Origin of the sequence: Virgibacillus sp. (assembly GCF_013393565.1) — a bacterium.
In the GTDB taxonomy this organism is placed as follows: domain Bacteria; phylum Bacillota; class Bacilli; order Bacillales; family Amphibacillaceae; genus Virgibacillus; species Virgibacillus dokdonensis.
Map to the genome: position 1 here is coordinate 18599 of NZ_JABXHF010000053.1, position 12999 is coordinate 31597.

Sequence of the window (12999 nt, forward strand, 5' to 3'; positions counted from 1 at the left end):
TTTGTCACGTGCAATTAGTTTGTTCTACTATAGGAAAGTATAAGGTTTTTGGACAGACTTTCTCCATAAAACTTTGCGATAAGTCAAGTTTTTCTAACGTGGGTTTAATAACTTTTGACAGACTTTAAGAGTAGTTCCTTATAAAGTAGGTTTACCCAAGTTAGCATATATATCCTTGCATTTTTCTGATATTCATGCTAAAATTCTTTTGTTATTCTTGTGACTAGCCATTCGGTTAGAACAATAGGAGTGGGAGGGGAAAAAACGAGCGTCCCCTATTACCACATCACGGACTTTAAGGAGGTGTGTCTCGTGGCTAAAAAAGTGATTAAACTTGTGAAACTACAAATCCCAGCTGGAAAAGCAAATCCGGCACCACCAGTAGGACCGGCACTTGGTCAAGCAGGTGTTAATATCATGGGCTTTTGTAAAGAATTTAACGCACGTACGCAAGATCAAGCGGGTATGATTATTCCTGTTGAGATAACAGTGTTTGAAGACCGTTCGTTTACGTTTATTACAAAAACTCCACCAGCAGCTGTTTTGCTTAAAAAAGCAGCAGGCATTGAAACTGCTTCTGGTGAACCAAATCGTAATAAAGTAGCAACAGTTAAGCGCGATAAAGTAAAAGAAATTGCAGAAACAAAAATGCCTGACTTAAATGCTGCTGATGTAGAAGCAGCGATGCGCATGGTTGAAGGAACAGCGCGTAGTATGGGTATTACGATCGAAGACTAATTGTGCTTCGCTTTCGTGATGTTTGTTGTGAATGATTGTATTATTTGATTTTTTTGAAGTCACTAGTACGGTATAGGTTGCGGTTGGATTCCCTACGCAACCTTTTTCGTGAAGCGGATGACTTCCCAATAAGTTCGTCATCCGCTTTGCCTTTATAAAAGCGTGTTTGCTTTTATAAGTGGGAGGTAATACCGTTATAACCACATTTGAGGAGGAAATAAAATGGCTAAAAAAGGAAAAAAACATCAAGAAGCATTAAAGCTTGTTGATCGTTCAAAAGCGTATGAAGTATCTGAAGCAATTGCGCTTGTAAAAGAAGCTGCCAAAGCTAATTTCGATGAGACGGTTGAAGCTGCTTTTCGTTTAGGTGTTGATCCTAAGAAAGCAGATCAGCAAATCAGAGGAGCGATGGTTTTACCACATGGTACAGGTAAAACACAACGTGTGCTTGTTTTCGCAAAAGGCGAGAAAGCGAAAGAAGCAGAAGCTGCTGGAGCTGACTATGTAGGAGATGCAGATTACATTAACAAAATCAACCAAGGTTGGTTCGACTTCGATGTTGTTGTTGCAACTCCAGACATGATGGCAGAGGTTGGTAAACTAGGAAGAGTGTTAGGTCCAAAAGGTCTTATGCCAAACCCTAAGACTGGAACAGTTACATTTGATGTAGAAAAAGCTATCAACGATGTAAAAGCTGGTAAAGTAGAATATCGTGTCGATAAGTCTTCCAATGTGCATGTTCCAATTGGTAAAGTGTCATTCGATAACGAGAAGTTAATTGAAAACTTTGTTGCTATTACAGAAACACTTGTAAAAGTGAAACCGCAAGCTGCTAAAGGAACTTATATGAAGAATGCGTCTGTGTCTTCTACAATGGGACCAGGAATTCGCGTTGATGTTTCTAGCATGGCGCGCTAATAAAAAGTTGTTGACTTTGTCAGTATGTTTCGCTATACTGTAGTCTGTAATTAATAGAATAGGATGTACCGTAGACAGTAGGGGCGTCATTGCGCTTAATTATCCTGCCGAGGTGTTTATAGATAAATTGGAATATATACGGTTTATATTCCAATCGATGAATAAGCTCTCATGTCTACGTGAGGGCTTTTTATTTGCACTTATGTGCTAAAGCGATACGGTATAATCACGATTTTTTAGGAGGTGGAAGAATGTCTAGTATTATTGAGCAAAAGAAACAATTAGTGGAAGAAATTAAAGATAAGCTTGTTTCTAGTGAAACTGTCGTAGTAGTGGATTATCGTGGTTTAGATGTTGCTGCAGTAACCGAACTACGTAAACAACTACGTGAAGAAGGCGTTGATTTCAAAGTCTACAAAAACACCATGACTCGTCGTGCAGTAGAAGCTGCTGAACTAAACGAACTAAGTGATGTTTTGGTTGGTCCTTCTGCGCTTGCATTTAGTAAAGATGATGCTGTAGCTCCGGCTCGCATTATTAAAAAATTTGCTAAAGAAAATGAGGCGCTTGAAATCAAAGGTGGCGTTATTCAAGGTAGTGTTGCTACAATCGACCAATTGCAAGAGCTTGCCGATCTTCCAAATTACGAAGGTATGGTCTCTATGCTTCTTAGCGTGCTTCAAGCACCGATCCGTAATCTTGCGTATGCAGCAAAAGCGGTGGCGGAACAAAAAGAAGAACAAGGCGCATAATTTGCGTGTAGCGGTATAAAAAACAATTTTTAGGAGGAAAAAATCATGACGAAAGAACAAATCATTGAAGCAGTAAAAGAAATGACTGTATTAGAACTAAATGATTTAGTAAAAGCAATTGAAGAAGAATTTGGAGTAACAGCTGCAGCACCTGTAGCGGTAGCTGGTGCTGCTGGTGGCGCTGAAGCTGCTGAAGAGCAAACAGAATTTGATGTTGTTCTTAACGACGCTGGTGCATCAAAAATCAAAGTTGTTAAAGCAGTACGTGAAATCACTGGTCTAGGACTAAAAGATGCGAAAGAATTAGTTGATAATGCTCCAAAACCTGTAAAAGAAGGCGTATCTAAAGAGGACGCTGAAGAAGTTAAAGGTAAGTTAGAAGAAGCAGGCGCAACTGTAGAAGTGAAGTAATTTTGTTCAAACTGAGCTCGTCGTAATGATTGCGGCGGGCTTTCTATATACCTCAGTCTTATTTCATGGAATCATCAGTTTGCTTAAGATGCATACGTAGCTGATGAGCGTCTTCAATAAAAACAAAGTAGGTGCTGGAATGAGTGAGCATTACTTTTCACAAAAACCCCAAACGACAAGTTCACCAAAAACATGGCTATACAATGCGAATGGAAAAAAATACACCTTTACAAGTGATGTAGGTGTGTTCTCGAAAAATGAAGTCGATTTCGGAAGTCGCTTTTTATTGGAACAGTTTACTCCTCCTGATATAGTAGGAGATTTCTTGGATCTTGGTTGCGGTTATGGACCGATCGGTATAACGGTAGCAGATCAATATAAAGATCGACATATTGTAATGATTGATATTAATGAGCGAGCATTGGAACTAGCGAAAAAAAACGCAGCGCAAAATACAGTGGAAAATATTACGTGTTTGCAAAGTGATAAATTATCAGCTGTTATGGATCGAATGTTTGCAGCTATAATTACAAACCCGCCAATTCGAGCTGGTAAGTTGGTTGTGCATGAGATGTTTGAGCAAGCAGAGCAAGTATTAGTTCGAGGTGGGGCTTTATGGGTGGTAATCCAAAAAAAGCAAGGAGCGCATTCAGCGAAGAAAAAATTGGAGCAATTGTTCGCGGAAGTAGATACTGTCGCCAAGCGTAAAGGTTATTATATATTTCGAGCAGTTAAGGTTTGACCAAGAGGATGTCTTATGGTAAGATAGGAAAATGCTAACATGGCGCTTATTATGTCAAGCGAATAAAGAATGAAAGCACTAGTATATTTTTAGATTGTTGGGAAACAATGGTAAAATAGGTGTTTTATTTGTTTTTTGCTAGTGTAAAGCGCAGAGTTTTTTTATGTAATGTAACTTTGCATGATTATACTACTTTTGTTGATATACGAAAAACCAAGGGGGGCTTTTCGCTTCTTTAAGCATGAGTTCAAAAAGTCGTGATGTCGATCTAGATAGCATGGTCGCTTTATCGAATTTTTAGCTAGCTCTTTTGCTTGGTTTTTCTTATTATAATAAATTTTACGTAGAATGACAATCTACGAATAAATGGATGATTTAAGGGGTGAAGCAGTTGACAGGACAACTAGTTCAATATGGGCGGCACCGCCAGCGCAGAAGCTACGCACGAATCAGCGAAGTGCTAGAATTGCCGAATTTAATTGAAATCCAAACAGCTTCTTATGATTGGTTTTTAGAGGAAGGACTTCGAGAAATGTTTAAAGATATTTCTCCAATCGAAGACTTTACAGGCAATTTATCACTAGAGTTTGTTGACTACAGTTTAGGAGAGCCCAAGTATCCTGTGGATGAATCGAAAGAGCGAGATGTTACGTATAATGCTCCGCTTCGTGTGAAGGTTCGCTTAATTAATAATGAAACCGGCGAAGTGAAAGAACAGGAAGTATTTATGGGCGATTTTCCTTTAATGACAGATACAGGAACGTTTGTTATTAATGGAGCAGAACGTGTCATTGTATCTCAGCTCGTAAGGTCGCCAAGCGTGTATTACAATGAAAAAATTGATAAAAATGGTAAACGAGGCGTAGCTGCAACCGTTATTCCAAACCGTGGCGCATGGTTGGAATTTGAAACGGACGCAAAGGATGTTGTCCATGTCCGAATTGATCGTACACGTAAATTGCCAATCACAGTATTATTACGAGCGCTTGGTTTTGGTGATGATCAGGAAATCATTGAACTCATTGGTGAGAATGAATACCTGAAAAACACGCTCGAAAAGGATAATACGGAAACAACAGAAAAGGCATTATTGGAAATTTATGAGCGTTTACGTCCTGGTGAGCCACCTACCGTTGAAAATGCAAAAAGCTTGCTCGTATCTCGCTTCTTTGACCCAAAGCGTTATGACTTAGCGCATGTAGGTCGTTATAAAATGAATAAAAAGCTGCATATAAAAAACCGCTTGTTTAACCAAGTATTAGCTGAAACTATTGTCGATCCTGAAACTGGAGAAGTGTTAGCTGAAAAAGGTGATAAGCTAGAAAGAAAGCTATTAGATAAATTAATTCCTTATCTAGAACGCAAAGAAGATAAGTTAGGTCATAAAGAATTACAACCAAAAGAAGGCGTGTTGGATGAGTCCATTCATCTGCAGTCTATAAAAATTGTTGACCCTACCGACCCAAGTGGAGAAAGAGTGTTAAATGTAATCGGCAATGCAGGTGTTGATGCAAGTGTGAAGAATATTATGCCTGCTGACATATTAGCATCCATCAGTTATTTCTTTAACTTGCTACATCAAGTAGGAGGGACAGATGATATTGATCATCTAGGTAACCGTAGACTTCGTTCTGTAGGAGAACTTTTACAGAACCAATTTCGTATCGGGTTATCTCGAATGGAGCGTGTGGTACGTGAAAGAATGTCCATTCAGGACACGTCTAGCATAACGCCACAGCAATTAATTAATATTCGGCCCGTTATTGCTTCCATCAAGGAATTCTTTGGTAGCTCCCAATTGTCACAGTTTATGGATCAAACGAATCCACTCGCTGAATTAACGCATAAACGACGTCTATCCGCACTAGGCCCGGGCGGTTTAACAAGAGAGCGTGCAGGGTTTGAAGTTCGTGACGTTCACTACTCTCACTATGGTCGTATGTGCCCAATTGAGACACCAGAAGGACCGAACATCGGATTAATCAACTCACTTTCTAGCTATGCGAAAGTGAATAAGTTCGGATTTATTGAAACGCCTTACCGACGTGTAGACCCAGAGACAGGCAAAGTAACTGCCCACATTGATTATCTAACTGCTGACGAAGAGGATAACTATATCGTTGCGCAAGCTAACGCAAAATTGGATGATGATGGCACATTTGCTGAAGACGAGGTCATCGCGCGTTTCCGTGGGGAAAACACGATTGTCGCTAGAGAAAAACTCGATTATATGGATGTATCACCAAAGCAGGTCGTATCTGCCGCAACAGCTTGTATTCCTTTCCTTGAGAATGATGACTCTAACCGTGCATTAATGGGTGCAAACATGCAACGACAAGCTGTTCCATTAATGCAACCAGAAGCGCCAATCGTTGGAACAGGAATGGAATATGTGAACGGCAAGGACTCTGGGGCTGCTGTTATTTGTCGCCATGAAGGTGTTGTGGAGCGTGTAGAAGCCAAACAGGTATTTGTACGCAGAACATCTGTTGTTGATGGGCGCGAAGTAAAAGGTGATCTCGATCAGTATAAGTTACAAAAATATATACGTTCTAACCAAGGAACTTGCTATAACCAACGCCCGATTGTAAGTGAAGGCGACCGCGTCATGAAAGGAGAAATCCTTGCTGATGGCCCTTCTATGGAAGACGGAGAATTAGCACTTGGCCGAAACGTACTCGTCGGTTTTATGACGTGGGAAGGTTATAACTACGAGGATGCAATTATCATGAGCGAACGCCTTGTAAAAGATGATGTGTATACATCGATCCATATTGAAGAATATGAATCCGAGGCGCGTGATACGAAATTAGGTCCAGAAGAAATTACAAGAGATATTCCTAATGTTGGTGAAGATGCATTAAAGAACCTCAATGAATATGGAATTATTCGTGTTGGTGCTGAAGTAACAGATGGAGACATCTTAGTTGGAAAAGTAACGCCAAAAGGTGTAACGGAACTATCTGCCGAAGAGCGTTTGTTGCATGCTATCTTTGGTGAAAAGGCACGAGAAGTTCGTGATACTTCCTTACGTGTGCCGCACGGTGCTGGAGGTATTGTGCTTGATGTGAAGATCTTTAACCGCGAGGATGGCGATGAACTTCCACCGGGAGTTAATGAGCTTGTACGTGTATATATCGTACAGAAACGGAAGATTCACGAAGGCGATAAGATGGCAGGTCGTCACGGAAATAAGGGTGTTATTTCTAAAATTCTTCCTGAAGAAGATATGCCTTTCTTGCCTGATGGAACGCCAATTGACATTATGTTAAACCCATTAGGGGTACCATCCCGTATGAATATCGGACAGGTATTTGAACTCCATCTAGGAATGGCGGCACGTGCACTAGGCATTCATGTTGCCACACCAGTATTTGATGGAGCGACAGAAGACGATGTTTGGGAAACATTAGAAGAAGCTGGCATGCCTCGTGATGCGAAAACAATTCTTTATGACGGAAGATCTGGAGAGCCGTTTGACAATCGAGTATCTGTCGGTGTTATGTATATGATTAAGCTTGCTCATATGGTAGACGATAAATTACACGCTCGTTCTACTGGGCCATACTCCCTTGTAACGCAACAGCCATTGGGTGGTAAAGCACAATTTGGTGGTCAGCGTTTTGGAGAGATGGAAGTGTGGGCTTTAGAAGCTTACGGTGCAGCATATACCCTACAGGAAATTCTAACAGTTAAATCGGACGATGTAGTGGGACGTGTGAAAGCATACGAATCCATTGTCAAAGGGGATAATGTACCTGAACCAGGAGTTCCTGAATCCTTCAAAGTACTTATCAAAGAGCTGCAAAGTCTAGGTATGGATGTAAAAATGTTATCTAGTGATGAAGAAGAAATTGACATGATGGAACTAGAAGAAGAAGATACACAACAAGCTAGTAAGCTAAATATAGAAGTGGAAGAAAGCTAAATAAAGGATAAGGCCAGCTTTACATTGTAAGGCTGACCTTCTACTTCTCTTGTGCTATATAAAGTATAAGATTTTAGGACCTATAGGATAAAACAACATCGTCATAAATACAAGGCGACAAGTCAAGTATTTCTAATAAATTCACACCAAAAGTAATGATTACAAGAATAGTTGTTAGTTGCAGTGAACAGTAGCTTAAATGAAATAAAATAGTAGCTGTGTTTTCTTAAAGTAACCGTTGATAGCTTGGTAAAATCGGACACTAAGAGGGAGGTTGACCCCTTGCTAGATGTAAATAACTTTGAGTATATGAAAATTGGTTTAGCTTCACCAGAGAAAATTCGCTCTTGGTCACATGGTGAGGTAAAAAAACCAGAAACAATTAATTATCGAACATTGAAGCCAGAAAAAGACGGATTGTTCTGTGAGCGGATTTTTGGTCCACAAAAAGATTGGGAATGTCACTGTGGAAAATATAAGCGCGTGCGCTATAAAGGCGTGGTTTGTGATCGCTGTGGTGTTGAAGTGACAAAAGCAAAAGTTCGTCGTGAGCGGATGGGGCATATTGAACTTGCTGCACCTGTATCTCACATATGGTACTTTAAAGGTATTCCAAGTCGTATGGGGCTTGTTTTAGATATGTCACCTCGTGCGTTAGAGGAAGTCATTTACTTCGCTGCTTATATCGTTACGGAAGCAGGTGACACACCGTTAGAGAAAAAGCAACTCCTATCTGAAAAAGAATACCGTGCATACTACGATAAATACGGTAAGTCTTTTAAAGCGCAAATGGGAGCTGAAGCGATCCGTAAATTGCTTCAGGATATAGACTTAGAAAAAGAAGCAGGTATTTTAAAAGAAGAACTAAAAACAGCACAAGGACAACGTAGAACACGTGCGATCAAGCGTTTAGAAGTATTAGAATCGTTCCGTCATTCTGGAAACGAAACGTCTTGGATGATTTTAGACGTGTTACCAGTCATCCCACCTGAAATTCGCCCAATGGTGCAGCTCGATGGGGGGCGTTTTGCTACTTCTGATTTAAATGATTTATACCGTCGTGTAATTAACCGAAACAATCGGTTAAAACGTCTATTAGATCTTGGAGCGCCAAGCATTATTGTTCAAAACGAAAAGCGTATGCTTCAGGAAGCAGTAGATGCCCTAATTGACAATGGTCGTCGTGGTCGTCCAGTAACTGGACCAGGAAACCGTCCATTGAAATCCTTGTCTCATATGTTGAAAGGGAAACAAGGACGTTTCCGTCAAAACCTACTTGGTAAACGTGTGGATTATTCCGGCCGTTCTGTTATCGTAGTTGGGCCGCATTTGAAAATGTACCAATGTGGACTGCCAAAAGAAATGGCCTTAGAGTTATTTAAGCCATTTGTGATGAGAGAGTTAGTGGAAAAAGGAATTGCACATAATATCAAGTCTGCCAAACGGAAAATTGAGCGTGTGCATCCTGAAGTGTGGGATGTCTTAGAAGAAGTTATTAAAGAGCATCCAGTATTGCTTAACCGCGCACCAACGTTACACAGACTTGGAATCCAAGCTTTTGAGCCGACACTTGTAGAAGGTCGTGCAATTCGTTTGCACCCATTAGTTTGTACGGCGTATAATGCCGACTTTGATGGGGACCAAATGGCTGTGCACGTACCATTGTCTGGAGAAGCTCAAGCGGAAGCAAGAATTTTAATGCTTGCAGCTCAAAACATTTTAAATCCAAAAGATGGAAAACCAGTTGTAACACCATCTCAGGATATGGTATTAGGAAACTATTATCTTACTTTAGAACGAGAAAATGCTATCGGAGAAGGATCTGTCTTTAACGATACAAATGAAGCGGTATTGGCTTATCGGAATGGGTATGTACATCTACACACCCGTGTTGCTGTACACGCATCAGGTTTGAATAATCAAACATTTACGGAAAAGCAAAAATCACAATTGCTTATTACAACAGTTGGGAAGCTGATTTTCAACGAAATCTTATCAGACTCTTTCCCTTATATAAATGAGCCAACAAAAGAGAACTTAGAGTATCATACACCAGAAAAGTATTTTGTGGAAAAGGGTGCGAATATCCCTGAGCTTATTAAGTCATTTGAGTTGGTTAAACCATTTAAGAAAGGCTTTTTAGGAGATATTATTGCTGAAGTCTTCAAACGGTTTAAAATTAGTGAAACATCTAAAATGCTTGATAGAATGAAGGATCTTGGCTTTAGTTATTCCACAAAAGCAGGTATGACAGTCGGTGTTTCTGATATTGTTGTACTTAAAGAAAAAGAAACAATCCTTGAAGAAGCACAAAACAAAGTCGATAAAGTACTAAAACAATTCCGTAGAGGTTTAATTACGGATGATGAAAGATACGACCGCGTTATTGCAATTTGGTCACAAGCCAAAGATACGATACAGGATAAGTTGATGTTATCCCTTAGCGAAAGAAACCCGATTTATATGATGAGTGATTCTGGTGCTCGTGGTAACGCCTCAAACTTTACGCAGCTTGCAGGTATGCGTGGTTTAATGGCTAACCCGGCTGGTAAGATTATTGAATTACCGATTAAATCAAGCTTCCGTGAAGGTCTAACTGTATTAGAGTACTTTATATCTACGCACGGTGCTCGTAAAGGTCTTGCGGATACAGCATTGAAAACAGCTGACTCAGGGTACCTAACACGTCGTCTTGTTGACGTAGCGCAAGACGTTATCATACGAGAAGATGATTGTGGGACAGATCGTGGCTTGGCTGTAACTGCTTTACAAGATGGTACGGAAATGATCGAACCATTAGTTGATCGCTTAATTGGACGTACGGCATTCTATGGTATTAAGCATCCAGAAACGAATGAAGTCATTGTTGGAGCAAATGAGATTATTAGCGAGGACCAAGCAAAAGAAATTACCAATGCTGGTATTGAAAAAGTAACAATACGTAGTGCATTCACTTGTAATACGAAGCATGGTGTATGTCAAAAATGTTATGGAAGAAACTTGGCAACTGGTGCTGATGTAGAGGTTGGGGAAGCAGTAGGAATTATTGCAGCTCAATCCATTGGTGAGCCAGGAACACAGCTAACGATGCGTACTTTCCATACTGGTGGGGTAGCTGGGGACGATATTACACAAGGTTTGCCACGTATTCAAGAGTTGTTTGAAGCTCGTAATCCGAAAGGGCAAGCTGTTATTAGTGAAATATACGGAACCGTACAAGAAATTAAAGAAGTGAAAGATAAACAAGAGATTGTCGTTCAAGGCGATGTTGAACAACGCTCTTACGCAGTACCTTACAATGCTCGCATGAAGGTGACCATTGGTGACAAGGTTATTGCTGGTCAAGAACTAACAGAAGGTTCTATTGATCCTAAGGACTTATTACGCGTTCAAGGTGTAGAAGGTGTACAAAACTATCTGTTGCGTGAAGTGCAACGTGTATACCGTATGCAAGGTGTTGAAATTGGCGATAAACACGTAGAAGTAATGGTTCGCCAAATGCTTCGTAAGATTCGCGTAATTGACTCTGGGGATACAGATGTTCTGCCAGGTTCTTTATTAGAGTTGCACCAGTTCCGTGACGCAAACCATAAAGTGTTACAAGATGGACAGCAACCGGCTATAGGTAAACCTGTATTACTTGGTATTACAAAAGCATCACTTGAGACAGATTCCTTCTTATCTGCTGCATCTTTCCAAGAAACAACTAGAGTATTAACGGATGCGGCTATTAAAGGAAAACGTGATGAGCTTCTTGGTTTGAAAGAAAATGTTATCATCGGTAAACTTGTACCTGCTGGAACAGGTATGCAACGTTATCGTCGTATTAAACCTGCTACAGCTGAACCAATTACAGCTGAGCCAATTGAAGAAACGGAAACTGTTCAGTAACTGGATGAAGTAGTTCTCCCATATCAATTTTGATGTGGGAGACTCACCAGTTCTATACAAAATAGAATAAGTTTTTAAGCGGAAGCGTAAAAAATATGTAAATCATGTTGACATAAAAAATGCAGAGTGGTAGAATATTCAAGGTGCTTCCGGTTATACTTGATGCTTTGGAGGATATGAGATGTCTTATGAAAAAGTAATGCAAGTGAAATCTAGTGTAGTTATCGGAACAAAACAAACGCTCAAAGCCATGAAAAATGGGCATATTAGTGAAGTGTTTGTTGCTGTTGATGCAGATCAACATATGATACAAAAGGTTACACATTTAGCTGAAGAATTGGGCATTCCTTGTCATCATGTCGATTCTAAAAAGAAATTAGGAGTAGCATGTGGTATCGAGGTCGGTGCAGCCGCTGTTGGTATAAAACAGAATTGAGTTATTCATAAAAAACTGTTTTTTTACCCAAAGATGAACCACCTGGATGTGTGGGATTACAAAAATTCAAGCTGAATTAGTGATATATTCATGACGGAAAGGAGGAAATAGTTATGCCAACAATTAACCAATTAGTGCGTAAAGGTCGTGTAAGCAAACCAAAAAAGTCTGATTCTCCAGCTCTAAACAAGGGGTATAACAGCTTTAAGAAAACATTCACAGACCAAAACTCTCCACAAAAACGTGGTGTATGTACACGTGTTGGAACATTAACGCCGAAGAAACCAAACTCAGCACTTCGTAAATATGCTCGTGTGCGTTTGTCTAACAACATGGAAGTAACAGCATACATTCCTGGAATTGGTCATAATCTTCAGGAACACAGCGTTGTACTTCTTCGTGGTGGTCGTGTGAAAGACTTACCTGGTGTTCGTTATCACATTGTTCGTGGTGCGTTGGATACAGCAGGTGTAGAAGGTAGAATGCAAGGTCGTTCTAAGTACGGTACGAAAAGACCGAAAAAATAAGCATATTTTAAATAAGCCCAAGAGGAAAGGAGGAAGGACATATGCCACGTAAAGGCCCAGTACCTAAACGCGATGTCTTACCAGATCCGCTTTACAACTCAAAACTTGTGACTCGTTTAATCAATCAAATTATGGTTGATGGAAAAAGAGGAAAAGCACAAAAAATTCTTTATAAAGCATTTGAATTGGTTGCTGAAAGAAGCGGTCAAAATGCAATGGAAGTATTTGAACAAGCGATGAAAAATGTTATGCCTGTTCTTGAAGTACGTGCACGTCGTGTTGGTGGATCAAACTACCAAGTACCAATGGAAGTACGTCCAGAACGTCGTCAAGCGCTAGGACTACGTTATATTGTTAACTACTCTCGTTTACGCGGAGAAAAAACAATGGAAGAACGTCTTGCTAATGAAATTTTAGATGCTTCTAACAATACAGGTGCTTCTGTGAAGAAACGCGAAGAACTGCATAAAATGGCAGAAGCTAACAAAGCATTTGCTCATTACCGCTGGTAAAATAATAAATCAAATTCAAGCTAGAAAGGAGAAGAATACATGGCTAGAGAGTTCTCCTTGGAAAAGACGCGAAATATTGGTATTATGGCACACATCGATGCAGGTAAAACCACTACTACTGAGCGTATTCTTTTCTATACAGGA

Annotated in this window: 11 protein-coding genes and 1 other annotated feature; all 11 genes read left to right on the forward strand. The window is 40.1% G+C overall.

The window, feature by feature from the left end; genetic code table 11:
• Nucleotides 1–312 precede the first annotated feature (312 nt).
• The gene (gene rplK / locus HLX49_RS11960; RefSeq protein ID WP_019375547.1) at nucleotides 313–738 is read left to right on the forward strand and encodes a 50S ribosomal protein L11; all 426 of its coding nucleotides are present in this window, start codon (nucleotides 313–315) and stop codon (nucleotides 736–738) included.
• 222 nt (nucleotides 739–960) lie between these two features.
• Nucleotides 961–1656: a 50S ribosomal protein L1 gene (rplA, locus tag HLX49_RS11965; RefSeq protein ID WP_101933042.1), complete on the forward strand. Its 696-nt coding sequence runs from the start codon at nucleotides 961–963 to the stop codon at nucleotides 1654–1656.
• A gap of 50 nt (nucleotides 1657–1706) precedes the next feature.
• Nucleotides 1707–1858: a sequence feature (ribosomal protein L10 leader region), on the forward strand.
• Nucleotides 1859–1907: 49 nt separating this feature from the next.
• Nucleotides 1908–2408, forward strand: coding sequence for a 50S ribosomal protein L10 (gene rplJ / locus HLX49_RS11970; RefSeq protein WP_073012540.1), 501 nt, complete (start codon nucleotides 1908–1910; stop codon nucleotides 2406–2408).
• A gap of 45 nt (nucleotides 2409–2453) precedes the next feature.
• A complete protein-coding gene (gene rplL / locus HLX49_RS11975; RefSeq protein WP_073012543.1) occupies nucleotides 2454–2819 on the forward strand; it encodes a 50S ribosomal protein L7/L12 in 366 nt (121 codons plus the stop codon).
• Between the two features lie 139 nt (nucleotides 2820–2958).
• Nucleotides 2959–3561, forward strand: a complete 603-nt coding sequence (locus tag HLX49_RS11980; RefSeq protein ID WP_296362125.1) for a class I SAM-dependent methyltransferase — start codon at nucleotides 2959–2961, stop codon at nucleotides 3559–3561.
• Nucleotides 3562–3952: 391 nt separating this feature from the next.
• Entirely contained in the window at nucleotides 3953–7489 is a 3537-nt protein-coding gene (gene rpoB, locus HLX49_RS11985; protein ID WP_077706778.1) for a DNA-directed RNA polymerase subunit beta, read from the forward strand.
• Nucleotides 7490–7771: 282 nt separating this feature from the next.
• Entirely contained in the window at nucleotides 7772–11380 is a 3609-nt protein-coding gene (rpoC, locus tag HLX49_RS11990) for a DNA-directed RNA polymerase subunit beta' (RefSeq protein WP_077706777.1), read from the forward strand.
• Between the two features lie 181 nt (nucleotides 11381–11561).
• Complete coding sequence (locus HLX49_RS11995; protein WP_077706776.1) at nucleotides 11562–11816, forward strand: 50S ribosomal protein L7ae-like protein; 255 nt, start codon at nucleotides 11562–11564, stop codon at nucleotides 11814–11816.
• A 113-nt stretch (nucleotides 11817–11929) separates the two neighbouring features.
• Nucleotides 11930–12343 (forward strand): 30S ribosomal protein S12, encoded by a 414-nt coding sequence (gene rpsL, locus HLX49_RS12000; RefSeq protein ID WP_073012557.1) that lies wholly within the window; start codon nucleotides 11930–11932, stop codon nucleotides 12341–12343.
• 41 nt (nucleotides 12344–12384) lie between these two features.
• Entirely contained in the window at nucleotides 12385–12855 is a 471-nt protein-coding gene (rpsG, locus tag HLX49_RS12005) for a 30S ribosomal protein S7 (RefSeq protein WP_073012561.1), read from the forward strand.
• Between the two features lie 39 nt (nucleotides 12856–12894).
• A partial coding sequence (locus HLX49_RS12010) for a GTP-binding protein (RefSeq protein ID WP_296362133.1) occupies nucleotides 12895–12999 on the forward strand: 105 nt, incomplete at its 3' end.

What these genes read in the sequence shown, in the direction of transcription:
- HLX49_RS11980 (WP_296362125.1), top strand. Translation starts at nt 2,959, where the DNA reads ATGAGTGAGCATTACTTTTCACAAAAACCCCAAACGACAAGTTCACCA.
- rpsG (WP_073012561.1), top strand. Translation starts at nt 12,385, where the DNA reads ATGCCACGTAAAGGCCCAGTACCTAAACGCGATGTCTTACCAGATCCG.
- rpsL (WP_073012557.1), top strand. Translation starts at nt 11,930, where the DNA reads ATGCCAACAATTAACCAATTAGTGCGTAAAGGTCGTGTAAGCAAACCA.
- rplA (WP_101933042.1), top strand. Translation starts at nt 961, where the DNA reads ATGGCTAAAAAAGGAAAAAAACATCAAGAAGCATTAAAGCTTGTTGAT.
- rplL (WP_073012543.1), top strand. Translation starts at nt 2,454, where the DNA reads ATGACGAAAGAACAAATCATTGAAGCAGTAAAAGAAATGACTGTATTA.
- HLX49_RS11995 (WP_077706776.1), top strand. Translation starts at nt 11,562, where the DNA reads ATGTCTTATGAAAAAGTAATGCAAGTGAAATCTAGTGTAGTTATCGGA.
- rplJ (WP_073012540.1), top strand. Translation starts at nt 1,908, where the DNA reads ATGTCTAGTATTATTGAGCAAAAGAAACAATTAGTGGAAGAAATTAAA.